General features: G+C 56.2%; 16 protein-coding genes and 1 tRNA gene. 10 read left to right on the forward strand and 7 right to left on the reverse strand.

Annotated elements, in window-relative coordinates:
* Positions 1–66: 66 nt before the first annotated feature.
* From EDF81_RS05495 to EDF81_RS05510, 4 genes are read left to right on the forward strand one after another with little or no spacing between them, the layout of a single operon-like run.
* Entirely contained in the window at positions 67–1,902 is a 1,836-nt protein-coding gene (locus EDF81_RS05495) for a hypothetical protein (RefSeq protein WP_123346987.1), read from the forward strand.
* 9 nt (positions 1,903–1,911) lie between these two features.
* A complete protein-coding gene (locus EDF81_RS05500; RefSeq protein WP_123346989.1) occupies positions 1,912–3,642 on the forward strand; it encodes a hypothetical protein in 1,731 nt (576 codons plus the stop codon).
* Positions 3,635–5,548, forward strand: coding sequence for a hypothetical protein (locus EDF81_RS05505; protein ID WP_123346991.1), 1,914 nt, complete (start codon positions 3,635–3,637; stop codon positions 5,546–5,548). The genes EDF81_RS05500 and EDF81_RS05505 overlap by 8 nt, the downstream gene beginning before the upstream one ends.
* Entirely contained in the window at positions 5,532–6,944 is a 1,413-nt protein-coding gene (locus EDF81_RS05510) for a hypothetical protein (protein WP_123346993.1), read from the forward strand. Before EDF81_RS05505 ends, EDF81_RS05510 begins: the two co-directional genes overlap by 17 nt.
* Before the next feature lie 61 nt (positions 6,945–7,005).
* Here EDF81_RS05510 and EDF81_RS05515 read toward each other — a convergent pair whose 3' ends face one another.
* A complete protein-coding gene (locus tag EDF81_RS05515) occupies positions 7,006–9,693 on the reverse strand; it encodes a cation-transporting P-type ATPase (RefSeq protein ID WP_123346995.1) in 2,688 nt (895 codons plus the stop codon).
* Positions 9,694–9,730: 37 nt separating this feature from the next.
* Complete coding sequence (locus tag EDF81_RS05520; RefSeq protein ID WP_123346998.1) at positions 9,731–10,162, reverse strand: universal stress protein; 432 nt, start codon at positions 10,160–10,162, stop codon at positions 9,731–9,733.
* Positions 10,163–10,683: 521 nt separating this feature from the next.
* Between EDF81_RS05520 and EDF81_RS05525 the strand changes: the two genes are divergently transcribed.
* The 3 genes from EDF81_RS05525 to EDF81_RS05535 are packed head-to-tail and all read left to right on the forward strand — an operon-like array spanning position 10,684 to position 15,790.
* On the forward strand, positions 10,684–11,769 hold the full coding sequence (locus EDF81_RS05525; RefSeq protein ID WP_184999467.1) for an efflux RND transporter periplasmic adaptor subunit: 1,086 nt from the start codon (positions 10,684–10,686) through the stop codon (positions 11,767–11,769).
* On the forward strand, positions 11,769–14,828 hold the full coding sequence (locus EDF81_RS05530) for an efflux RND transporter permease subunit (RefSeq protein WP_123347002.1): 3,060 nt from the start codon (positions 11,769–11,771) through the stop codon (positions 14,826–14,828). Before EDF81_RS05525 ends, EDF81_RS05530 begins: the two co-directional genes overlap by 1 nt.
* Positions 14,825–15,790, forward strand: coding sequence for an acyltransferase (locus tag EDF81_RS05535; protein ID WP_123347004.1), 966 nt, complete (start codon positions 14,825–14,827; stop codon positions 15,788–15,790). Before EDF81_RS05530 ends, EDF81_RS05535 begins: the two co-directional genes overlap by 4 nt.
* Before the next feature lie 6 nt (positions 15,791–15,796).
* Here the strand turns inward: EDF81_RS05535 and pagP are convergent, their stop codons facing one another.
* A complete protein-coding gene (gene pagP / locus EDF81_RS05540) occupies positions 15,797–16,372 on the reverse strand; it encodes a lipid IV(A) palmitoyltransferase PagP (protein ID WP_123347006.1) in 576 nt (191 codons plus the stop codon).
* A gap of 552 nt (positions 16,373–16,924) precedes the next feature.
* Between pagP and shiA the strand changes: the two genes are divergently transcribed.
* The 3 genes from shiA (at position 16,925) to EDF81_RS05555 (ending at position 21,612) form a co-directional block, all read left to right on the forward strand.
* Positions 16,925–18,244 (forward strand): shikimate transporter, encoded by a 1,320-nt coding sequence (gene shiA, locus EDF81_RS05545; RefSeq protein ID WP_123347683.1) that lies wholly within the window; start codon positions 16,925–16,927, stop codon positions 18,242–18,244.
* 117 nt (positions 18,245–18,361) lie between these two features.
* The gene (locus tag EDF81_RS05550) at positions 18,362–19,810 is read left to right on the forward strand and encodes an AMP nucleosidase (RefSeq protein WP_123347008.1); all 1,449 of its coding nucleotides are present in this window, start codon (positions 18,362–18,364) and stop codon (positions 19,808–19,810) included.
* Positions 19,811–19,833: 23 nt separating this feature from the next.
* The gene (locus EDF81_RS05555) at positions 19,834–21,612 is read left to right on the forward strand and encodes an aminopeptidase P family protein (protein ID WP_123347010.1); all 1,779 of its coding nucleotides are present in this window, start codon (positions 19,834–19,836) and stop codon (positions 21,610–21,612) included.
* A 95-nt stretch (positions 21,613–21,707) separates the two neighbouring features.
* Here the strand turns inward: EDF81_RS05555 and EDF81_RS05560 are convergent, their stop codons facing one another.
* From EDF81_RS05560 to EDF81_RS24045, 4 genes are all read right to left on the reverse strand, one after another.
* A complete protein-coding gene (locus EDF81_RS05560; protein WP_123347012.1) occupies positions 21,708–22,694 on the reverse strand; it encodes a DUF2971 domain-containing protein in 987 nt (328 codons plus the stop codon).
* 245 nt (positions 22,695–22,939) lie between these two features.
* Positions 22,940–23,015 (reverse strand) — tRNA-Asn (locus tag EDF81_RS05565).
* 252 nt (positions 23,016–23,267) lie between these two features.
* Positions 23,268–24,695: an EmmdR/YeeO family multidrug/toxin efflux MATE transporter gene (locus EDF81_RS05570; RefSeq protein WP_123347014.1), complete on the reverse strand. Its 1,428-nt coding sequence runs from the start codon at positions 24,693–24,695 to the stop codon at positions 23,268–23,270.
* 5 nt (positions 24,696–24,700) lie between these two features.
* Complete coding sequence (locus tag EDF81_RS24045) at positions 24,701–24,880, reverse strand: DUF5951 family protein (protein WP_184999468.1); 180 nt, start codon at positions 24,878–24,880, stop codon at positions 24,701–24,703.
* Between the last annotated feature and the right edge of the window lies 1 nt (position 24,881).

Here is a 24,881-nt window from a genome sequence, read left to right on the forward strand (position 1 = left end):
GGGCTGAGATCTCCCGGGGCAGCTTAGGCTGCCCCACTTTTCCCTTCGTCACGCGAGAGAGCGCCAATGAATAGCCAGATTGTCGTACAAGATATCTGCTTTATCCGTGCCGATCCGGACAGACCCCTTTACTTCTATTGCGCCGCTGCGCCGGTCATCCGGGTGACCGACAGCAATCAACCTGCGGTCCAGCTGCAGATCTTTCGCAACGACCGCGATCCCGAAACCGTCTATTATGCCACGCTGTCATTGCAGACCCTGCTGGTCAGCAGCCATGAGGCTGCACAGGCTGCGGCAAATGCCAGCCCGGATATCCCGCGCGATGCGATATTAATGCCGTTGCAGGCTATTGCCTGTAGCGCAACGCTGGATATTCCCGGCCTGATCGCCAGCCAGACCAGCAAAACTGCGCTTAACGACGAGCAAAATTGTTATCTGTTCACCAGACTCTCCGCGCCAGACAATATTGCCCTGCTGGCGGCGCTGATGGCGACGCCGGCAACCACCCCGATAGCCGTCAGCTACAAAATCGACTACCTGCAGCAGCTCCCTCCCTCAACCTTCGAGCTGGAAGCCCGCTGGGACAGGGTCTATCAATTTCTGCAGCAGTCGTTCGGCTTTAACCTGCTGATTTTTTCCGTCGATATTGAAGAGACCTCGGCGCGGCTTATCAGCGAAAAAATCGTCACCATCAAGGTCAGGGAAACGGACCCCAACAGCCATATTAAACAGGCCGGTGCCGAGCTGACGCAGATCTTACTGAGCGAGTTCTTTACCCCGGCGTTTGGCGATGTTTCGACACAATCGAAGCCAAAGGCAGGGTTTTATCTACAGCGGCTCGATGTTAAGGACATCGAACAGCGGCGTTTAAGCGGCAGGCTGAGCGAAACCACCGTGGTCAGGCGTTCGCTCTATCCGCAGGCCCTGTTCCCTGAGCTGGTCAAGGGCACGGACTATCGACCCGAAAATGTCATCATTGAAAGCGATCTGCAGGATGATTTCTTTGCCCATCGCGTGGTCCACATCAACCTGCTGACCAGCGATCTGGACAGCAATATTCAGCTGGTGGTGGCACGTCTGCGCTATGGCGAAAACAGCCAGCCGTTTACCTTTCGCAAGGGCGACATTCAGCCAAAAACATTCCGAATGCCGAGCCTGCTCGATCCGAAAACCGGGAAGATGCTCTGGCCCGTTGAATATGATTTTACCGTCTATTTTAACCAGGCCTTTGGCGGCATCACCTCCGTCAGCTCTGGCAGCCTGCAGACGGAGATGGATGCAATCTATCTGGATCTGGACTCCGTCTATGGCCGCTATGATTTTGCGATCAAGGCGGCCAGCCAGTTTGACTGGGGCTGGTATCAGTCGGTGCTGGTCACCCTCCGCTGCCGGCATATGCTGCTGCCGGCTTCCAGTGTCTCGAGACGTTTTCAGATTAGCGAGACATCACCGCAGGCGGATTACCCGGTCATGCTGCCCAACCCGGACCTTTACCTGTTTGACGTAACGAAGGAGTACAGCAGCGCCGTCAATTCGCCTCATCTGCCGGCGGTACTGAACGAACCCACCAGCCAGGATATCGCTCTGTTCTCCACCCTCTATCCACAGCGGATAGTCACGATTTCCGCGAGTCTGGCGTGGGAGGACGTCGAGCAGGCCATCGTATCCGCCAGCTATCCCTGGTCGCCCACCGATAGCGACGCCATCCTGCAGCAAGTTTTTACCTTTACCGAGTCCGGACCCACCCTTCAGCGTTTTAGCGCCGACCAGCCCGACCCGGCGCGGCTTACCGTCAACCTTGAAATCTGGTTGACCTGGAGGCCGGGCAAAGGCGGAGGCAGGCCGGACTATCTCCAGACCGCAACCGTTCACGACAGTATCGATATCGCCACCCTTCATTAAGGAAACGCCATGTTACTACTCAGAGAAAGAACACAGACCATCGACAACATTACCTTCTTTGCGGATGACAGCGATGACGACCAGTTCTGGTATTTACCCGGTGATATCCATATCGCTGAAGATAAGGGCAAGCCGGTATTTTCATTGATTAAATATACCGGTGACGGCAGCGACCAGCAGGGAGGCTATATCAATTTCGAGGTCAACACGCTCATTGATAAAGAGACGCTGGATCGGGCATTCGTAGAGTATCTGAAAAAAATTAAGCCTGCGCCCAAACAACCCCGTAAAACCCAGGTGCCGTTTGACACCGGCACGGTGAACTTTTTTGTCCTCGGCGCCGAAGGCACAGACAGCGCGCTGATCAGTGCCCAGAGCCCCAGCCTGTTTGGCAAGAACAGCGCTATTTTCAGCGCGAAGCTCACCCCGGTGCAGGCAGCGATACTCGAGGCCGCCTTTAATAAGGCCCAGGCACCGGCCGCCGTGGCCTATAACCTCACCTTTACCGGCATCACTCCGGCGTTAAAAGTGGAAGTCGAAGCCAAATTTGACAGCCTCTACAAGGAGTTTGACCTTAAATTCGGCGCCAATATTCCGATTCCGGTCGAGACACCGGCCAGCTTCTGGTTAGGTTTTGACAGCGTGATCAAAAAGCTGCAGCAGGAGCAGAAACTGGTGATTAAAGTCACCGAAAGTATGCCGGGCGAGCAGGCGGAAAAAGAGAAGGAATGGGCGCTGGAGTTCGTAAAAGAAGAGATCCTGAAAAGCTTCTTTACCGCATCGCTGGATCCTAACGCCAGCGGCAATACTCAGGCGAAATCCGCCAGCGCCTCCATTCTGGACGCCCTGATCGCCAGCAACCAAAAAGAAGAACCGGACGGTGGCGGCGATGATGACGATGACAAGGGAGAAACCGGCGGAAAAGGCGAGAAAGAGGCGAAAGGCAGCCTTTTCCCGTGCGCCTCGCTGGAGATAAAGTTGGTCCGCATCGAAGAAACTAAAGCCCTTAACTTCAACTACATCTCCTCAAAGGCCATCAGCCAGTCTGCGGTGCCGCAAAACTTTATTGGCAGCGACATTCTGCGCGCCAAAAAAGAGGTGCCTTACTTTGTGGAAGTTAACGTCAACGATCCTTTCTTCCAGAAAATTGACTTCACCGTGCTGGGGCCGGATGGGTTTGAGGATTACGGAATTAAAGCCGCGACCTTTAACCTCAGATACAACAACCAGGTCTATACCGCCGACCCTTTCCTCAGAGATGACGAGAAATGGAGCAAGGCGATTTCCCGCAGTAAAAATCTCAACGAGCTCTTTGATATTCAAAGCGAGTTTGTTTTTAAATCCGCCGCCACCTCCGGCTGGGAGGGCAGCACCAGCTATCAGCTCAAATCCGCTTCCGCCTCAACGTTGTTGAATCTGGACCCCGGCGCCAGTCTGACGTTTAACGAGATCGACATTATGCTCGATCGGAAATTCGCCTGGGAAAATTGTAATCAGGTGCTGGTCGAACTGAGCTATCGGGACGACAAGCAGAGCCTGAAAAACAAGAAGTACACCTTTAATCAGGATAAGACCGATCCCCAGACCTTTAAGTACCGCTGCCTGACCGAGAAGCCCTGGAAGGTTAACTACAAAATCACCTACTTTTTATTCGAGGGTAAAACCCTCACGCTCGACGGCAGCGAAAACCCGCCAGCCATTGTTATTCCGGTCGTGGCACAGGCGACTAACCATGGCTGAATACAGCGCGGTAATCCCCGTGGCATGGAACGCCCTGGTGGAGGGTCTTTGCCAGCAGGCACCCTGGTTACGGAACACCCTGGCCCCGGAGATTACCCGTTTCAGCCAGCCGCGACTGGCTTCAGGCGCGCTGTCTGCGGCCTTTACCAGCAGTCTGCTGGCTTACAATGGCTGCCCGCTGGAATTTACCGTATCGACGTTAAAGCCACGGGCGCTCTCCTGTACCCTGGATCCTTTTCTGCCCTTCTACGCGGAGGATCGCCGGATCGCGGCATTCTCCCGTCGCTGTCAGCAGATTATCGACGCGTCACCACAGCCTGCCGCTGAGACCTGCTTCGCCTCGGTGAACCGGCTGCAAAGTCAGAGCGCGCAGCCCCTGCGTTTTGGCTCCTGGCTGGGGCGAAAATATACGCCAGACGGGGTGAGCAGCAAGGTCTATTCGGAAGTGCATGCCGACGCCGTTGACACCCTCAAATGGCCCGGTGCGCCAGAGTCATTTTCGACCGAGGCCTGTCGGCAGGCAGGACTCTCCTTGCTGATGGTCGGCTACTATCCGGCGCAGCCCCGCGCATCGCGGGAATATTACTTTCAGTGGCACCGCGCACTGATTACCCACGCCGAGATTGCCGCGGTGCTGCATTTTTTCGGTGGTGATGCGCTGCTACCAGCGTTGAGGTCAAGCCTGGATCGCGCCCTGCGGCACACCCTGAACGGCGAAACCTTTCCGGCCACAACCTACGGCTTCAGTCTGGTCTACGATGAGGACGGCGGACTGGAGTGCGTGACCTTTTTTACCCTGGCTCCCGGCTTCTTTGGTGATAATCAACGCGTTTTCCCTGCGCTGGATGCGCTACTGCAGGAAAGCGGCCAGGCCCTGCCGTTCTTGCCCCTGGTCATGGATGCGGCGATCCCTCTGCAGTTTAACGTAGTGGGATTTTCGGCGACGATGCGGGACCAGCAGGGGGTCAGCTGTACCTTCAGCCCGCAGACTCGTCCTTTTGCAATCGTGCCCGTAAAGACAAGCCCGACGGCTGCACGTCCAGGATTAAAAGCATTACTGGCGCAGCAGTCTGCCAGCGGCGCCTTCCCGTCGCATGTCAGAACCCCCGACGGCCGCTGGCATCGGGATGAAAACGCGTTCGTGACCGCCCAGGTATTGCGCACGCTGGACCACACCCCGCAGACCGCACCCTGTATTGAGAAAGCTCTCGATTTTTTAACGACCTGTGAAAACCGCCCGCACCACTTCAGTTTTTGGCCGCCTGGTGCCCACCCTGCCTGGATGGGCAGCGAGCGCATCGCGTCCGACATTGATGACACCGCCATCATCACCGAGCAACTCTACAGGTTTGGCCGCCTTTCACAGGACCGGGTCAGGGAGACGCTTTTGCAGATGAACAGCTACCGGCTGCAGCGGGTCGATCCCCGCTTAAAGGCCGAACAGCACCAGTGGGCAGAGTGCCTGAGTTTTTATACCTGGATGCAGGAAGACAACGACATCCGCCACCTGGACTGCTGCGTCAACACCAACGCGCTGATTCTGCTTCATATCCTGGCAGCCGAGAGCGGCATCGTGCCGCCAGCGTATCGGCGCATTATTCAGATGCTGAACCAGGCGGTGCAGTGGAGCGGAGAAAGCTATGACCGGCTCAGCGCGCTTATCCCCTACTACGCCCATCCCGCTGAATGGCTCACCACCCTGGTGTACGCCCGACGGCGCGGTGTACCGGACCTCTCGCCGGTCATCAATGACCTGGCCCGCTGGCAGCTTCCTGCCCGTTGCCAGGAAAGCCCGCTGTATCAACGCCACGACGGGTGCTTTCTCTGGACGTCGCCCTGTCTGAACGCCTTCAGAACCCTGGCCCAATCGGAACACACTGAGGAACGCTATGAATATATTTCTTAAAAATCTGGTGACGCTGAACCAGGTTATTCTCCAGAATGCCAGCGAACAATTTCCCGAGGTTTCAGGCGGACCGCTGCGTTACCGCGCCGCACCGGCTACGCTGGCTGAGGATTTGCTCGCCGAAGTCTGCACCGAAATCGTATCGGGAGAGACGCGCTACCGGATAGCAACGAGCGGAGATGGCTCGAGCTGGGCGCTGGAGCTCTTCTTTACCCTGAGCCAGCCGGTGCCTGAGATCCCCTGGGTGGTGCTCAGTTTTTCCACCCTCGATAACGCCGAAGAGATGAGGTTTGATCAGGTGATGCAGACGGAAACGGAGAACCGTTATCGTGCAGTACTTGACCTGCATCGTCTGGACCAGCGCGATGCGCTACTGCGTGCCCTGTCGGATCTCAATTCGCAAACAACGCTGGTCGTCGCCATTACCACCGACCACAGCATTACCAATACCATCACCGATCCTAAGACGTTCTTCTTCCCCAAGGACTACTATCCCTATATCTACCGGGGTCTCCTGCCACCGCCGCCGCGCTGGGAGCTGCTGCCCAGACCGCTCGAATATCAGCATGTTTACTACAACTACTACCAGGACTATAACCTCAAAAACACTCTCTACTATCTGCCCAACAACTTTGTACTGGGCGCGGATGACAAGGGTAAACCGATGCTCTCGTATTCCTTCTCCGCTCCGGAAGATGCCACCAATATGGATGAGGTCAGAGTCACCTTTGACTATTTTTTAGTACCGAAAGTCGATCAGGGGCGCATTGCCAGCGCCCGGGATCAATTCTTAAAAGAGCAGCCCGCCGGCAGGCTGGTCCCCTTTGCCAGCGCCAGTACGCTGACGCTGGAACTAGAGCTGCCTGCAGGCAAGACCGACGAGAAAAATGCGATTATCAACCTGCAAAGCGGCATTGCCGACTCGTTCACCCTGCCTGCCCGACAATTTGTGACGCTCTGGGATGCTCTGTTTTCCGGCGGCCTGTTACTCAGAGGCGAACTGGCGGTGCAGTTCACTGGCCTCCCGCCGGACAGACTGCCGGTGAAGATCGCGCTCGATAGCCAGTATAAGAACAAGCCGCTCGATTTTCTTACCCAGCCTGCACCAGTGAATATTACCACTACGCTGACCTTCAAAAGCTCCCCGGGTACTTACAGCCACTCAGGACCACGGCCTGTCGCAAGCATACTGGTCAATATCAGCGGACAAACTTTTGAGCTGGATGAAGCGAACCCGAACCGCGAGGTTAAGGTGAAAACGCCGGTTATCGAGCGGTTTATCGACCCGAACTGGCAACCGACCTACGAGTACAGTCTGGAAATTCACTATGCCGATGGCGGCAAGATCAACCGCGACCACCTGAAAACCCAGTTTGAAATTATCTACGTGCCCTGAAGGGCTACCCGTAAAAAAGCCTGCTTTGACACAAGCAGGCTTTTTACGCTCTCACTCACCGTCACCCCGTACGCCATCTCCGGGTCAGCGGTTTTTCCACTTCCACAATCAGGAACATCACAAAGCCGATAATAAAGGTGATAACCCAGTAGCGGAACGGCAGGGATTCGGTGCCGAACAGCAGTTGCATAAAGGGCGCGTAGATGATCAGCAGCTGCAGCACCAGCAGCACGCCGCTGACAATCCAGATGCCTTTGTTCATCAGCAGGCCTTTGCTAAGCGAGAAGCCGTCAGAGACGCGGCAGTTGAGCATATAGAACCACTGGGCGGTCACCAGGGTCTGGAGCAGCACGGTACGGATAAACTCCGGCGAGTAGCCGCGCGGCTGAAGCCAGGCCTCAAGGATAAAGGCGCTGATGGCGATCATCGACCCGACAAAAATCACGCGCCAGACGGCAAAGCCGTCCATCACGTGCAGCTTCGGATCGCGCGGCGGCCGTTTCATGATGTTCTTCTCACCCGCCTCAAACGCCAGACCAAAGGAGAGCGTGGCAGAGGTGGCCATGTTCATCCACAGGATCAGCACCGGCGTCAGCGGGATCAGGTTTCCGGCCAGCAGGGCAATAATAATCAGCAGCCCCTGAGCCAGGTTGGTGGGCATAATAAACAGGATGGTCTTTTTCAGGTTGTCATAAACCCGCCGCCCTTCCCTGACCGCGCTGGCGATGGTGGCGAAGTTGTCATCCGTCAGCACCATATCCGCGGCCTCTTTGGTGACCTCGGTTCCTTTAATGCCCATCGCGATACCGACGTCCGCCTGTTTCAGCGCGGGCGCATCGTTTACCCCGTCGCCGGTCATCCCGACCACTTCATTTTTGCTCTGCAGGGCCTGCACCAGGCGGAATTTATCTTCCGGGCTGGTTCGGGCAAAGATGTCGTAGGCCTGCGCGGCTTCGCTTAGCTGGGCGTCGTCCATCACCTCCAGTTCGCGGCCCGTAATGGCCTTGCCGGATTTGCCGATCCCCAGCATCTTGCCGATGCTCATGGCGGTTTGCGGGTGGTCGCCGGTGATCATCTTCACGCTGATCCCCGCCTGCAGACAGTCACCGATGGCGGTAATCGCCTCAGGCCGTGGCGGGTCCATCATCCCGGCGATACCCAGCAGAATCAGACCCTGCTGTAGATCCGGGTGCGTCAGCGTGGTCTGTCCCTCGGCAGCCGGTTTCCAGGCGGCAGCCACCATACGCAAGCCTTCCCGGGCATACTCCTCAATTTTGCCTTCCCAGTACGGCTGATCCAGCGGCTGCAGGCCGCTTTCCGTTTGCTGATGGTCGCAAAGGCGGAAGAGCACGTCCGGCGCACCGGTGATAAGAATCATCTCCTCGTCGCCGATGCGATAGTGGGTCGACATATATTTATACTGGGAGTCGAAGGGGATCTTGCTGCGCAGTTCGGTGGCAAGCGGCGGCAGTTTTACTTTTGCCGCCAGCACCTTGAGCGCGCCTTCCGTCGGCCCGCCGGTGATTTTCCACAGGCCGGTATCATCCTTGATCAGCTGGCTATCATTACAGAGATCGATGGCGCGTAAGTAGCGCTCCATCAGGCTTCCACCCACAATCTGAAGCGGAGTCGGGTCATCTTCAGCATGAATATTGCCGACGGGCTCGTAGCTGTCGCCCTCCACCCGATAAATTTTCTCTGCGGTGATCACCGCCTTAACGGTCATCTCATTCATGGTCAGGGTGCCGGTTTTATCCGAGCAAATCACCGTCATGGCACCGAGCGTTTCCACTGTCGGCAGCTTGCGGATAATCGCCTTTTGCCGGGCCATGGTCTGCACGCCAAGAGAGAGAATAATCGAGATAATCGCCGGTAACCCTTCCGGGACCGAGGCCACGGCGAGGCTTATCAGGGAGAGCATCAGCTCCGACACCGGCATATCGCGGAACAGTACGCTGAAGACAAACAGCGCCGCCATCATCACCAGGATAATGATAAAAATGGCTTTGCCGAGTTTATCCATCTGTATCAACAGCGGCGTACGGTGCTTCTCAATCTCCGACATCATTTGATTGATATGGCCCAGCTCCGTATCGCCGCCGGTCGCCACCACAACCCCCTTCCCGCCACCGGCACTGATCGTGGTGCCGGAGAAGAGCAGATTGGTGCGATCCCCGAGGGGCAGATCGCCCGGGAGCGGGTCGGTACTTTTATCCACCACCGTCGATTCGCCGGTCAGGATCGCCTCTTCCACACGAAGATTATGGGCCTCCAGCACGCGCAGATCGGCAGGAATGCGGTCGCCCGCACGGAGTACCACAATATCGCCAGGCACCAGCGCCGTGGTGGGGATGGTTTCATGGTTGCCCTGACGGATCACCACCGCTTCGCTGGAGAGCATATTGCGAATGCTTTGCAGAGATTTTGCGGCGTTGCTCTCCTGAATATGGCCGATCAGGGCATTGACCACCGCCACGCCCAGGATCACCAGGGTATCGACCCAGTGCCCCATCACCGCCGTCAGCAGGGCGGCAGCGAGAAGCACATAGATCAGCACATCATTAAAATGCGCCAGAAAACGAAGCCACGCGGGCTTACCGGGGGTTTGGGGTAGCGCATTTTCACCGTATTGCTGCAGGCGCGCCGCCGCGTCCTCACGCGCGATCCCGTCGGGTGAGCTTTGCGTTTTTGCCAGCGTTTCTTCGATGGAAAGCTGATAAAACGGGCTATCCGGTTTGTCAGTATTCATAGTGTCCTTCTCGCTTTTTTATCGAAAGGTGCCCGCGTTAGCGAATAACAAAAACCGGCACGTGGGCATAGCGCACGATGCTGGCGGCATCAGACCCGAGGAGATGCGTCTGAATATCCGGGTTGCGTGAGCCAACAATGATGACCTCAGCCTTAAGATCGTCGGCCAGTTCGATAACCCGATCGCGAATATTACCGCTGAGGATATGCAGGTGAATATGCTGCGGGTCCAGCGTCATCTTTTTCGCCAGCGCGGCGAGTTTCTCTTTCCCGTTGTTAATCAGATACTCTTCCATCTTTCGCGCATCGGAAATAAAACCGCGGGTCAGCACGGCGGAGAAGGCAGGTGTAACGTACAGTAAATGAATATTCCCGGTAGAAGCCTGCGCCAGAAACTGCGCGTGCAGAAGCGCCTTGTCGGCCAGACCAATTTCGTACACATCAACGGGGACCAGAATATTGTTATACATAATGAGCGTCCTTTTTATGACCAGTCAGGCATTTAATGGATACAACTCAACAACGTAGCGCGGAAATAACTCTCGATAACAGATTCGGCAACAAAAGAAATGTGTGCTATTAAAAGTAGCACAGCGGCATTAGCCCTCTGTTAATACAAATTAATATATTGATAAATATCACAAGGACACGAATCAGCAGGATTTTAAACTACCAAAGCCGCATAACAAGCAACAAAACCGCAAATCAGGCTGGTTTTCGCACGAATCGTTTTCCACGGCTATGCTCTTAACATCTGTTATCCATCCGTTGTTACACCATTCATATCACAACAGTAATAATAGCTTGCGCTAATGGAGGAAAGCCATGTACGGGTTAAGCCTGTTACGCCTGGGCCTGTTTATCGTGCTGGCCATCATTGCCTGTACGGCGATTGGCTCTGTCACCTATATGGTGGTATCCATACTCGCTGAATAAAACGGCGTTATTAGCCAGAATTCGAAAATAAAATCTTAGTTCTGAAGGGAATACAGTGAACCGTTATTTTTATTTCATCCCTGTTGTTATTTTGTTAACAACAGCGTGCGACCAGAAAACCGAACAAATCCCCCCGCAGCCGCGCATGGTAAAAGTTGCCAGCGTGGTTGAAGCGGGTCAGGCTCTGACGCGGGTCTTTCCGGCACGAATTGAATCTGGCGACTCGACCGACCTCTCCTTTAAGCGCGGTGGGCAACTTGAAACCCTGGATATTCGCCCGGGCATGCGCCTGACCGAAGGCCAGCCCGTTGCCCGACTCAGCGCCCGGGATGCCCAGCAGCGCCTCAACGAGCGCCAGGCGGCGGCGACCCTCGCGCAGCGACAGTTTGATCGCTTCCAGTCCCTGACCGCCAGACAGGCGGTGTCAAAATCCGAAATGGATATTCAGCGCGCCAACCGGGATTCGGCGAGTGCCGCGCTGAAAATTGCCCGCGAAGAGCTGGCGCAAATGACCCTCACCGCGCCCTTTAGCGGTACAGCCGCCAGCGTCCATGTGCGCAATCATCAGGTTATCGCCGCAGGACAGCCCATCGCGACACTGACCCGAGCCGATGTGCTGGACGTGGTCTTCAGCATTCCGGAAAACCTCTTTGCCGCCCTGGATATCCGCAATGCGCAATACCGGCCGGTAGTCACCATCAATGCCATGCCGGGGCGCGAGTTCGTCGCCGAGTACAAAGAACATACCGCCAGCAGCGACAGTAGCACCCTCACCTGGCAGGTGATTTTGACCCTGCCCCGCCCGGACGATTTTCCCTCCGCAGGCGGCGTCAGCGGCAGCGTCCGGGTCAACCTGGCGAATCTGTCGGCGGGTGCCAGTGAGAAAATGCTGGTGGTGCCACCGGAAGCCGTCTTTAACCCTGACAATAGCCCGCGCAACGAGCCACACGTCTGGGTGGTCAAAGGCGAAGGCGAGGCGCTGCACCTTGAGGATCGCAAAGTCAAAGTCGGCCAGGTCACGGCCGAGGGCGTGGCAATCCTTGACGGGCTGAGCGCCGGCGAGCGCGTGGTGGCGGCGGGCGTGGGCGAGCTGCATGCCCAACAGCCGGTGCGGGTCTGGACGCGTGAACGGGGTCTGTAATGGATATCTTTCGTCAGTTTATTGATAACCCGGTCCGCGTCTGGCTGGCCCTGTTACTGCTGGGTCTTGGGGGGATTTTTGCCCTGCTGAATATCGGGCGTCTGGAAGATCCGGCCTTTACCATTAAGACGGCCGTGGTGGTGGTGCAGTATCCGGGCGCGTCGGCCCAGCAGGTCGAGGAAGAAGTCACGCTGCCGCTGGAAAACGCCATTCAGCAACTGCCGTATCTGGACAACGTCAGCTCCATCTCCTCCAATGGCCTGTCCCAGATCACCGTCAATATCGCCTCGCGCTACCACTCGAGCGAACTGCCGCAAATCTGGGATGAACTGCGTCGTCGGGTGGGTGATGCCACGCGAATGTTCCCGCCCGGCGTGGCCGCCCCCTTTGTGAACGACGATTTCGGCGACGTATTTGGCTTTTTCTTCGCCCTCTCGGGCGATAACTTTACCAACGATGAGCTGGTCCAGTATGCCGAACAGCTGCGCCGCGAGCTGGTGCGGGTTCCCGGTGTCGGCAAGGTGGCTATCGGCGGCGCGATCCAGCCGCAAATTAATGTCGATATCTCCCTGCATAAAATGGCTGCACGCGGGATCACCCTAAGCCAGCTCTCGGCGACGCTCGCCCGCCTGAACGTGGTCTCCAGCGCCGGAGAAATCTCCTCCGGGAGCGAGTCGATTCGCCTTCACCCGACCGGGGAATTTGAAAACCTTGATGCGCTGGCCGACTTGCTAATCAGCCCACCGGGCGCGGGAGCCGCAACGCATCTGCGCGATATCGCTACCCTGTCACGCGGGCTGAATGAATCCCCGTCGAGTATCTATCACGCCAACGGTCGTCAGGCCGTGACCATGGGCGTCTCCTTTATTCCCGGCGTCAATGTTATCGACGTTGGCCGTGCGCTGCAGGCGAAGCTTGGGGAGATGTCCGCCGAGAAGCCCGCCGGGATAAATATCGATCTGTTCTACGATCAGGCGGCGGAAGTTGCCCTTTCAGTCAACGGTTTCATCACTAACTTCCTGATGGCGGTGGCGATTGTCGTCGGCGTGCTGCTGATTTTTATGGGCGTGCGCAGCGGGATTATTATCGCGCTGTCGCTGGCCCTAAACGTGCTCGGTACCCTGCTGATTATGTATCTGTGGGGGATTGAGCTGCAGCGTATCTCGCTGGGCGCGCTGATTATCGCCCTGAGTATGCTGGTCGATAACGCCATTGTGATTGTCGAGGGGATCCTGATTGCCCGCCAGCAGGGCTCCAGCCTGGTCACCGCCGTCAACTATATTATCCGCCGCTCGGCGCTGCCGCTGCTGGGCGCGACGGTGATCGCCATTCTGGCCTTCGCGCCGATTGGGCTTTCTCAGGATTCGACGGGGGAGTACTGTAAATCCCTCTTCCAGGTTCTGCTGATTTCACTGATGCTGAGCTGGTTCTCGGCGCTGACGATTACTCCGCTGCTGGTTAAATGGTGGCTGTTTAAGGGTGACGCGCCGCCTGCCACGACCGAGGCCGATCCCTACAAAGGACGTATTTTCCGCCTCTACCAGGCCACCCTTAATGCCCTGCTGCTGCGTAAAACCATCACGCTGACGCTGATGGCGGCCCTGCTGGCGGCGGCAATCTGGGGCTTCGGCTCGGTACGACAAAACTTCTTCCCCTCGTCGAATACGCCAATTTTCTTTGTCGACCTCTGGCTGCCCTACGGAACGGATATTGCCTGGACCGAACGGATGGCGGCGGATATCGAGAAATCCATTAATCAACAGCCGGGCGTGGCCACGACTATCACCACCGTCGGTCAGGGCAGTATGCGCTTTATTCTGACCTACAGCGGCCAGCGGCAGTACAGCAACTACGCGCAAATTATGGTGCGCACGGAGGATCAGCGCAGCATTGCCGGCCTGACGCGTTTCGCCGAGGACTATATTGCCCGCCACTATCCGCAGGTTAACGCCAGCGCCAAACGGGTGATGTTCGGCCCTTCCGGCGACAGCGCCATCGAAGTGAGAATTAAAGGACCGGACCCGGACAGACTGCGCCTCATTGCCAGCCAGGTGAGCGACATTCTCTCCGCCGATCCGGGCACGGACAGCGTGCGAAATGACTGGCAGAATCGCAGCAAGGTGATTCGCCCGCAGTATTCAACGGCATTAGGCCGGGAACTGGGCGTCGATAAACAGGATATTGATAACGCCCTGGAGATGAATTTCTCCGGCAGTCGCGCCGGGCTGTACCGGGAAGGTTCTGACCTGTTACCGGTGGTGGTTCGCCCGCCGGCAAGCGAACGTCAGGACGCCAACCACCTCAATAATGTGCTGGTCTGGAGCCAGAGTCGCCAGCAGTATATTCCGCTGAGCAACGTGGTCAGCGGCTTTAACCTGGAGTGGGAAGACCCGCTGATCCTGCGCCGCGACCGCAGCCGCGTGCTGACGGTCAGCACCAATCCGGCCCCGCTCAGCAATGAAACCTCCGGGGATATTCTCAGCCGCGTTCAGCCACAGATTAACGCGCTCTCTCTACCCCCTGGCTACAGTATCGAATGGGGCGGCGACGCGGAAAGCTCCAGCGAAGCGCAGCAGGGGGTCTTTATGACGCTGCCGCTGGGTTATCTGGTGATGTTTGTGATTACGGTACTGATGTTCAGCTCCCTGAAAAATGCCGTCGCCATCTGGCTAACGGTGCCGCTGGCGCTGATCGGCGTCACGCCAGGGTTCCTTGTCACCGGTATTCCGTTCGGCTTTATGGCGTTAATTGGCCTGCTGAGCCTGAGCGGGATGCTTATCCGTAACGGAATCGTGCTGGTCGAGGAGATAGAGCAGCAGAAGCTGCAAAAAAATCAGCATGAGGCCATCCTGTACGCCAGCACCTCGCGTCTGCGGCCGATCCTGCTGACCGCCTTTACTACGGTGCTTGGCCTGGCGCCGCTGCTGCGCGATGTTTTCTTCCAGAGCATGGCCGTGGTCATCATGTTTGGCCTGGGGTTTGCGACCCTTCTGACGCTGCTGGTACTGCCGGTGATTTATGCCTGTTTCCACCGGCAGGAAGAGATGAGGCCGCAATGAATACCACAGGGTTAAATATTATTAAAACGCTGGGATGCATGACGGCGGTGACCTTTTTTACAATCTACAACACCTGGGATGAGTACGATTACGACTACCACTGGATCCTCGGTTTTCTGACCTTTATTTCGACTATCGCCACGCCGCTGTTTTTTGTCGTCGCCGGTTATCTTGACGCCCAGTCGCGGCACGGACCGCTGTGGCAGCTCGGCAAAATTAAAAATTTAACCCTCGTGTTTATCTTCTGGATAACGATCTACTACCTGTGGGAGCCGTACCAGCGGGGCTACCTGATTCAGCCGTGGTTTGTTTTCGCCTTTATGGTGATTTACGCCTTTCATCCGGCTGTCGAATGGCTAAGCCAGAGAAGAAGGCTGTTTATCGGCACGGTGTTTACGCTATTGATCGGTTCCTATAGCTACGATCTGCTGGCCGTCCTCTGGCCCGGGGTGCATATTTTTTCCGTTGCCCCCGAATACCGGCTCTGGACCTGGCTGCTGTTTTATCTCACCGGCCAGCTCTTTTTCGACCCGTTGATTGCCGAATGGGTAGCCCGCGAAAAGGTGATCAAAGCCGCCCTGTTTGCCATCCCTTTTATCTATCTGTTTACCTGGTTTTATGAGCGTCACTTCTTTTTTGCGCTGTTTAAAGCGGACAGAAACGCCTTTATTCTGACCGGATCGCAAATCTATATTCTGGTGGTGGCGCTGACCATCGCCGCTAACGGCGTGCGTTTTCGTCATAATGTGGCGTTTAAAGAGGGATTGCTGGCGACCATCAGTAAAACGATGACCGGGGTCTATATTCTCCACTACTCGGTCTTTCATCTCCTGAGCTGGCTTATCCCCATCAACTCCCTGACAACCAAGCTGGTGCTGATCGCCCTGACCTTTGTCAGTTCTGTGGCGATCTCCACCCTGGCGCTGGCCAGCCCGGTCGTCAAAAAAGTGATCACCCTGTGAAGGGATTCAGAAGGCGAATCGCATCCAGGCAAACAGGACGTTGCCGTTATTGTGCGTGCCGGGAATATACGTGAACTGCAGATTGACCCGCTTATAGCCTGCGGAAAATAGCGGTAAAACCAGCGGCAGCGGGACATAGTTGGCAAAGTCATCCCGGGCGGTGATCCCGGCTGTCAGCCCCAGACCGAGACGGAAATCCTGACCGCCGGCCGGATACCAGCCTTTCTCCCAGCCGTAGCCAATCATCGGCTGCCACATGTTATGGGAATCTTTAAACATCATGGCGTAGAGGGCACTCCAGTCTCCATTACTGTCATAGCGGGACATCCCGACGCCGCCGCCCCAGGGCATTTCGTTATAGTCATCGGTCTTGTCCTTGTCGTAGGTCAGGCGGTTATGCCAGCTCAGAAAGGGCACGTAGAGATCGTAATGCTGGGGCTGATGCCAGGTTTGCGACACGTCATCGGTAAAATGATTCCACCAGTCGCGAATGCGCGATTCGCCATACACTTTTTCCACAGCGTGCGCCGGAACAGCGCCAATAATTAAGGTTCCCCACAGCACGGCCAACGGGTGTCGCATAGTCTCATCCTGATCAAATACGTCGGGTATCAATCTATTCTGGGACAGTCCGCTATATTTGCAACTTTCTGCAGGCTGACAATCAATAATCGGAGAGCCGCGAAGACTAAAGCAGCAGAAACAGAACAACGCCCCAAAAGACCGCAGAGAGAATAAAGCTCAGGAACCACGCCATCCGAGCGCTCATTTTTCCACCTCCTCTTCCATGAAGCTGTACTGTACATTTATGGGCCGCTCTCGCTCCAATTGGTTCTACAGATCAAATACTGCTTATTGATCGCTCACATCGATCAATTGTGCTTATGAGTAGCGCAGAGCTTTACGACCAGCACAGACGCCGGGCGCGGGTTTTCAGGGCCGAATAATCGTCTGCACTCGGCCCTTTCCCTGATTCAAATTCCCCTTTCAGAGCGCCGTTTTCTTAAAAGGGTTTTCTCCTGACGGCTCTCACGGTAGTCTCAGTAGCGGCCTTTATTTTGCCGCGCGCAATGTGAGTAACAAATCCCCGATTGATAACTAAAAAAAGAACATTCAGGAATAGACAGGACAATGATGGACTCAACGCTCGCAACATCCCGCCCCGATGAGCAAACACCTTCTCTTAACCGCGCTCGCCGCGCTGCCTGGGGCAGCTTCGCCGGGGCGGTCGTCGACTGGTATGATTTTTTACTCTATGGCATCACCGCCGCGCTGGTCTTTAACAGCGAATTTTTCCCGCAGGTCGATCCGGCAATGGGCACCCTTGCCGCCTTTGCAACCTTCGGCGTCGGCTTCCTGTTCCGTCCGCTAGGCGGCATTATCTTCGGCCACTTTGGCGACAAGCTGGGCCGCAAGCGGATGCTGATGCTCACCGTCTGGATGATGGGGATCGCCACCGCCTGTATCGGCATCCTGCCCTCCTTTGACAGCATCGGCTGGTGGGCACCTGTCCTGCTGGTCATCCTGCGCGCTATCCAGGGCTTTGCCGTCGGCGGCGAATGGGGCGGCGCGGCCCTGCTGGCCGTTGAAAGCGCCCCTAAAGGTAAGAAGGCGTTTTATAGCAGCGGCGTTCAGGTCGGCTACGGCGTGGGCCTGCTGCTCTCGACCGGTCTGGTGTCGCTAATTAGCAGTATGACCACCAACGAGCAGTTCCTGAGCTGGGGCTGGCGTCTGCCGTTCCTGTTCAGCATCGTGCTGGTGCTGGGGGCGCTGTGGGTGCGCAACGGCATGGAAGAGTCCGCCGAATTCGAACGCCAGCAGGAGCAGGAAACGCCGAAAGCACAGAAAAAACGTCTGCCGGTCTTTGAAGCTCTGGCACGTCACCCGGGCGCATTTCTGAAAATTATCGCCCTGCGCCTGTGCGAACTGCTGACCATGTATATCGTCACCGCCTTTGCGCTCAACTACTCCACCCAGAACCTGGGCATGCCCCGCGAGCTGTTCCTCAATATCGGCCTGCTGGTGGGCGGAATCAGCTGTCTGACCATTCCGCTGTTTGCCTGGATGGCAGATCGCTACGGTCGCCGCCGGATCTATATCACCGGCGCACTGCTGGGTGCGCTGAGCGCCTTCCCGTTCTTTATGGCGCTGGAAGCCCGGTCGATTATCGGGGTCGTACTCTTCTCCCTGATGCTGGCGAATATTGCCCACGATATGGTGGTCTGCGTCCAGCAGCCGATGTTTACCGAAATGTTCGGGCCCGGTTACCGTTACAGCGGCGCGGGCGTTGGCTATCAGGTCGCCAGCGTGGTTGGCGGCGGCTTTACCCCGTTTATCGCTGCGGCGCTGGTCACATTCTCCGGCGGTGAATGGCATACGGTGGCGATTTATCTCACCGCAGGCTGTCTGCTCTCCGCCATAACGGCTATGTTTATGAAAAAATCCACACACTAGCCGACAGTGCGCCTCCTCCGGGAGGCGTCTTTTTTCGGCATAATCCCCTGATTTCCGTTTCATCTGTCTGTGACATACTCACAGCGATGGCTGTAATGCTGAAACAAGGAGTGAATCATGAAACGTCCAGGTTTAACCCCGGAAGACGCCGTCGAGGCTCTCCAGGCCCTGTATACCCAGTCCGTTAACGCCCTGCGCAACTCCATCGCAAGCTATATTACCGACCAGAGCCTGCCCGATATCGAGGCCCGCGCACGTGGCCTGTTTGTTTATCCTCAGCTCTCCGTGAGCTGGGACGGCAGCGCCCATAATCCGCCGAAAACCCGCGCCTTTGGCCGTTTCACCCACAGCGGCTGTTACACTACCACCATCACCAGCCCGGCCCTGTTCCGGCCCTATCTGCTTGAACAGCTCACATTGCTGCAGCAGGACTACGGTGCGGAAATCACCGTTGAGCCATCCCAGCATGAAATCCCCTGGCCCTATGTTATCGATGGCTCAGAGCTGACCCTGGACCGCTCCATGAGCGCGGGCCTGACGCGTCACTTCCCGACTACCGAACTGGCGCAAATTGGCGATGAGACCGCCGACGGCCTGTTCCATCCCGGCGAGTTTTACCCGCTTTCCCATTTCGATGCCCGACGGGTTGATTTCTCTCTCGCCCGCCTGCGCCATTACACCGGTACGCCAGCAGAACATTTCCAGCCCTTCGTGCTGTTCACTAACTACACCCGCTATGTGGATGAGTTCGTGCGCTGGGGCTGCAGCCAGATCCTCGACCCGGACAGTCCGTATATCGCCCTGTCCTGCGCCGGCGGCGCCTGGATCACCGCCGATACGGAAGCGCCGGAGACGGCCATTTCCGATCTGGCCTGGAAGAAGCACCAGATGCCGGCCTGGCACCTGATTACCGCCGACGGCGAGGGCATCACGCTTATCAATATCGGCGTCGGCCCGTCGAATGCCAAAACCATCTGCGATCACCTGGCGGTACTGCGCCCGGCGGTGTGGCTGATGATTGGTCACTGCGGTGGCCTGCGCGAAAGCCAGTCCATTGGCGACTACGTGCTGGCCCACGCCTACCTGCGCGACGACCACGTGCTGGATGCGGTCCTGCCGCCGGATATCCCGATCCCCAGCATCGCCGAAGTACAGCGCGCGCTGTACGACGCCACCAAGGAGGTCAGCGGTATGGAGGGCGAGCAGGTGAAACAGCGCCTGCGTACCGGAACCGTCGTCACGACTGACGACCGTAACTGGGAGCTGCGCTACACCGCCTCGGCTCTGCGCTTTAACCTGAGCCGTGCGGTGGCCATCGATATGGAGAGCGCTACTATCGCCGCTCAGGGCTACCGCTTCCGCGTACCTTACGGCACGCTGCTGTGCGTCTCCGATAAGCCACTGCACGGCGAAATCAAGCTGCCCGGCCAGGCCAACCGCTTCTATGAAGGGGCGATCTCCGAGCATCTGCAGATTGGTATTCACGCCATTGATTTACTTCGGGCGGAAGGCGAAAAGCTCCATTCGCGCAAACTGCGCACCTTTAACGAGCCGCCGTTCCGCTAATAACATCAATAACAGGACTGACTATGCAAACCACTTCACCGCTTTCCGCTCTGCGACTCTTTCTGCAACAGCAGGGGCTGGATGGCATGATCGTTCCCCGCGCCGACGCTCACCAGAGCGAAGACTGCGCCGCCAGCGACAACAAGCTGCACTGGCTAACCGGCTTTACCGGCTCAGCCGGGCTGGCGCTGGTTCTGCACGACCGCGCCCTGCTGTTCGTTGACGGCCGCTACCAGGTGCAGGTTCGCGCCGAGGTCGATCTGCAGGCGTGGGAGATCCACCACCTGCATAACGAACCCCTCGCCGACTGGCTGAAAACGGACGTATCCGCAGGAAGCCGCATCGCCTTTGAACCGATGCTGATGGTGAACAGTCAGTACCAGGCTTTGCGCGCCACGTCCTGCGATCTGGTCGCGCTCCAGAGCGATCCTTTTGACGTCATCTGGCAGGATCGTCCTGCCGCGCCGCGCGGCGTTATCGGTGAGATGCCGCTGGATATCGCAGGCGAGAGCAGCCATGATAAACGCGCTCGTATTGCGGCCGTGCTGGCGGAGAAGGGGGCTGATTATCTGGCCATTACCCTGCCGGATAATATCGCCTGGCTGCTGAACGTGCGCGGCTCGGACGTCACCATGAACCCGGTGCCCCACTCTTTTGCCCTGCTGAGCCGCGAAGGCGACGTCGAGTGGTTTGTTACCGAAGAGAAAATCCGCAAACTGTCGCCTGCTCTGCTGGAAAGCCTGAAGGTTTCCCCGCAGCAGGAATTTGTTGCTCGCTGCCAGCAGATCGCCTCCGGCAAGACCATCCTGCTTGATGCCGACTATGCGCCGGTCGCCCTGCGCTTTGCCATCGAGCAAAACGGCGGCACGGTGCTGTGGCAGCCGGATCCCATCACCTTTATCAAAGCCGGTAAAAACGCAGTCGAGCTGGAGGGCTATCGCCAGAGCCACCGCACCGACGGCGCGGCCTGGGTGAACTTCCTCGCCTGGCTGGCCCATGAAGTCCCGGCCCGGGAAGCCGCCGGTAGCCCGCTTACCGAGATGGAAGCTCAGGCACGCCAGCTGGCCTTCCGCCAGCAGCAGGACGGGTTTATCGAGCAGAGCTTTAGCACGATTTCCGCCTCCGGCAGCAATGCGGCCATGTGCCACTATCACTCCAGCGAGAAAACCGACACCGCCATTACCCGGGACGGCTTCTATCTCAATGACTCCGGCGGCCAGTATGTGAACGGCACTACCGATGCGACCCGTACTCTCTCCTTTGCCCCGCTGGATGCTCAGCGTCGCCTGCACTACACCGCGGTACTCAAAGGTTTTCTCTCCCTGATCGCTCTTCAGTTCCCGAGCGGTAGCCAGGGCCATCAACTGGACGCCTTCGCCCGTCGCGCGCTGTGGGAACTGGGTCTCGACTTCGATCACGGCACCGGTCACGGCGTCGGCCATCAGCTGTTGATCCACGAAGCGCCGCACCGCATCGCCAAAAAGGTCAACCCGTGGCCGCTTGAGGCAGGCAATATCATTACCATTGAGCCGGGCTACTATCTGGCGGACCAGTACGGGATCCGTATTGAAAATCAGGTGGAAGTGGTGGCGAGCATTCCTGGCTTCTGTCGCTTCTCAACCCTGACGCTGATCCCGATTGATGTTAGCCAGGTGGAGCTGCATCTGTTGAGTGACCAGGAACTGCAGTGGCTGGATGAGTATCACCATCAGGTGCGGGAAACCCTCTCTCCGCTGGTGGACAGCGAAGCCAGGCCGTGGCTGTTTGCGGCGACGGCCCCGGTTCGGGTGCAGGCAGGATAAGTCTGAATATCTTTTGATTTACATAACAATGGCCGCAATATCGTATTCTGCGGCCATTGTTAACGTCGGAAGCCCGGGTGCATAAGGCAATATGTTTATGTCGGGATCATGATCCTTTCTGCCTCATACTGATAAAGTGTATCACTGGGCCTCATTTTATATATATTATCCAGGTAGCCCAGCTGTCTATTTTCAATAATATTTTTTAGAGCATTTTCATGAGCTGACTTACAGCCGAAATAAACCGAAGTAATGGCGTATGGATTAACTCTGAAAAGATAAATGGCGTCAGGGTCGGTAACCCGACGATAAATTTCTTTTTTTATACTTTGATCCCCCATCTCCTCATGCATTTCATATCCTTCAGGAAATATTATTTTTATTTTCTGGTTCTCTTGTTCTTCCACCTTGATGGATAAATCTTCTTTGCAGGTTGCTCTAACATATTCATTATCGCGGCATATTATTACATCTGCATCATATAAGCGAACGACTATGCGCTGTTCCTGCTCATAGATCCAATCGATAGACTTGGTGAACAGAACCGTTTTGTAGAACTTATTCCAGTGGTAGTCGGACATTGAGTCCGGTGCGGAAAACTCCGGTCTTTTGAATGCAGGTAGCTCTCTGCGATAATCCACCTTTTCAGGGAGTTCAAAACAGGTACCCATAAAATCTTTTTCAAACCGGGACGGTCTCCCATCTACGTCATACGTAGAATCTGCGAAAAATGGCTCATTGAAATCAAATTCAACAACTACGCCTTTATGCTCGTTACTATAATGTGCCCACATCAGTGGATTACTATAGCTTTCCGTAAAGGAAATAATACCAAGTTCGCTGATATCTCCCTGAAGAAGCCCCATACTTTCCCGAACCTGATAGTCATCAGGTTCGTCATATGTATCTTTACCTTGTTCACGATAATATTTCAGGTGGTTGTGATTTGCATCTCTGACCTGCTCTGCGTTAAAGCGCCCTTCAAACGGATCGTTAAGCAACACCGCAGGCGTAGCTCTGATCATTGGCTCAGAGAAAAAACCGTCTCTCAGAGTCATATATTTGTACAAAAATCTGGTCATCCCGATCAATAGCTCCTTTATTTATCGAAAATAAAAAAATCTGGAATCAGCATCTATTGTTTATCACAATCCGTTGTAATTATTCAAAAAAATCGATTCCCGGCAGGAAATGAACGTAGCAACAAAGAAAATTTCAGTCGTCTGCCTGAAACGGGCGTCTCAGAAGAACAGGCTGTAACAGAGAGTTCAGAGAGCGTAGCCTGCTAAAAGCAAAAAGCCTGCTCGAAAGCAGGCTTTTCTAAATTTGGCTCCTCTGACTGGACTCGAACCAGTGACATACGGATTAACAGTCCGCCGTTCTACCGACTGAACTACAGAGGAATCGTGTGAACGGGGCGAATATTAGCGGCGCATCCCGACCTTGTCAAAGACTGATTTGCACAGTTTTGTGCGTTTGCCGATTTATTCTCCAGTTTGCGCAGAAACAGCGCTTTTGGATGGCTTAGAGTTTATCTCATCAGGCGTTATTGGCGCAGCCAGTTTGGTCACGGACAGCGCGGAAGAACCGGAGCGTACACGTAGTACGTGAGGATTTTGAGCACTGCCCGGGGCCAAAATGGCAAGTAAAATAGCCTAATGAGATGAACTCTTAGGATACTTCCACAGCCAGCGTCCGCTGACCATTCGCCAGTAGAAGAACGCCCCGCGCACCGCCCAGTCAAAGAACATCCCCATCCAGACACCCACCACGCCCATCCCCAGCACCACGCCCAGGGTGTAGCCTGCTACGACGCGACAGCCCCACATCCCGAGCATCGACACCCACATGGCAAATCGGGCATCGCGTGCGCCCTTCTGCCCGGCAGGTAACACCCAGGACGCGGCCCAGATCGGCATAAAGGCGGCGTTGAGCCAGATGAGTACCTGCACCACCTCCTTCACGTCCTGCTCCTGGGTATAGAACGAGGCCAGCAGCCCGCCGAACGGCGCGCTGACCCAGGCAATCAGGGTCAGGAAAATCGTCGATAGCCAGAACACGTGACGCAGCTGGCGCTCGGCCTGGCCTATCTGACCTTTACCCAGACGCTTGCCGGTAATAATGGTCGACGCCGAGCCGAGGGCATTACCGGGCAGGTTAATCACCGCCGCAATGGAGAAGGCTATAAAGTTACCGGCAATGACGTTGGTGCCCATTCCGGCGACAAACATCTGGGTCAGCAGCTTCCCGCCGTTAAACAGCACCGACTCGATGCTGGCCGGGATCCCGATCCCCAGAACCTCCCACAGAATGCTGAAGTTCAGCGGCTTAAAGTAGCTCTTCAGGGTGATGCGCAGGGCCGGATTAAAGCCAATCATCAGCACCACGATAATTGCCACCGCGCCAATATAGCGGGCAATGGTCAGGCCCAGACCCGCGCCGACAAAGCCCAGACCATCCCAGGAAAACACCCCGTAGATCAGCACGCTGCTGATCATAATATTGAGGATATTCATCCCGCCGTTAATGATCAGCGGAATACGGGTATTCCCTGCACCGCGCAGCGCCCCGCTGCCGATAAGCGTAATCGCCGCCGCCGGATAGCTCAGCACCGTTAGCTCCAGATAGGTCAGCGCCAGAGCCTTCACTTCCGGCGTCGCCTCACCGGCAACAAAATTAATAATCTGCTCGCCGCTGGCATGGATAACAACCGCCAGCACGATGGCAAACAGGGTCATAATCACCAGCGACTGCCGCGCCGCCGACCTCGCCCGGCTCGGATCCAGCTTGCCGAGGCTAAAGGCCACCACCACAGTGGTCCCGAGATCCACTGCGGCAAAGAAGGCCATAATCACCATATTGAAGCTGTCCGCCAGCCCGACACCGGCCATGGCTTCTTTACCCAGCCAGCTCACCAGGAACGTACTGAGCACGCCCATCAGCAGGACGCAGGTGTTTTCCAGAAAGATAGGCACAGCAAGGGGGGAGATTTCTCGCCAGAACAACACGCGGTAAGTTTTGCGCTTCTGGTACCAGGGCGTCCGCTGGACGGCCTGACGTAAGGCGACGGAGACGTTCAAAATTGACCTTAATTGAAAAAGTTGAAACTACTTTTCAAATGATGATGGAGAAACCCTAATCCTGCAAAGTATTTTTCCACAAAAATCGCTGGCAAATACAACAAATTGTTGACGGATGCAGCAGACGAGATGGCGCGGTGCAATTGCGGTTTGACAAAGAAAATTTCGCCGCTAAGATAGGCCTCCATG

This window comes from Enterobacter sp. BIGb0383, from assembly GCF_003751845.1.
GTDB lineage: Bacteria > Pseudomonadota > Gammaproteobacteria > Enterobacterales > Enterobacteriaceae > BIGb0383.

Bases quoted from the DNA above. Each gene is read 5' to 3' on its own strand.
- EDF81_RS05495 (WP_123346987.1), top strand. From the start codon at position 67: ATGAATAGCCAGATTGTCGTACAAGATATCTGCTTTATCCGTGCCGAT.
- EDF81_RS05535 (WP_123347004.1), top strand. From the start codon at position 14,825: ATGAATACCACAGGGTTAAATATTATTAAAACGCTGGGATGCATGACG.
- EDF81_RS05560 (WP_123347012.1), bottom strand. From the start codon at position 22,694: ATGACCAGATTTTTGTACAAATATATGACTCTGAGAGACGGTTTTTTC.
- EDF81_RS05520 (WP_123346998.1), bottom strand. From the start codon at position 10,162: ATGTATAACAATATTCTGGTCCCCGTTGATGTGTACGAAATTGGTCTG.
- EDF81_RS24045 (WP_184999468.1), bottom strand. From the start codon at position 24,880: ATGGAGGCCTATCTTAGCGGCGAAATTTTCTTTGTCAAACCGCAATTG.
- pagP (WP_123347006.1), bottom strand. From the start codon at position 16,372: ATGCGACACCCGTTGGCCGTGCTGTGGGGAACCTTAATTATTGGCGCT.
- EDF81_RS05500 (WP_123346989.1), top strand. From the start codon at position 1,912: ATGTTACTACTCAGAGAAAGAACACAGACCATCGACAACATTACCTTC.
- EDF81_RS05530 (WP_123347002.1), top strand. From the start codon at position 11,769: ATGGATATCTTTCGTCAGTTTATTGATAACCCGGTCCGCGTCTGGCTG.
- EDF81_RS05515 (WP_123346995.1), bottom strand. From the start codon at position 9,693: ATGAATACTGACAAACCGGATAGCCCGTTTTATCAGCTTTCCATCGAA.
- EDF81_RS05550 (WP_123347008.1), top strand. From the start codon at position 18,362: ATGAAACGTCCAGGTTTAACCCCGGAAGACGCCGTCGAGGCTCTCCAG.
- EDF81_RS05510 (WP_123346993.1), top strand. From the start codon at position 5,532: ATGAATATATTTCTTAAAAATCTGGTGACGCTGAACCAGGTTATTCTC.
- EDF81_RS05555 (WP_123347010.1), top strand. From the start codon at position 19,834: ATGCAAACCACTTCACCGCTTTCCGCTCTGCGACTCTTTCTGCAACAG.
- shiA (WP_123347683.1), top strand. From the start codon at position 16,925: ATGGACTCAACGCTCGCAACATCCCGCCCCGATGAGCAAACACCTTCT.
- EDF81_RS05505 (WP_123346991.1), top strand. From the start codon at position 3,635: ATGGCTGAATACAGCGCGGTAATCCCCGTGGCATGGAACGCCCTGGTG.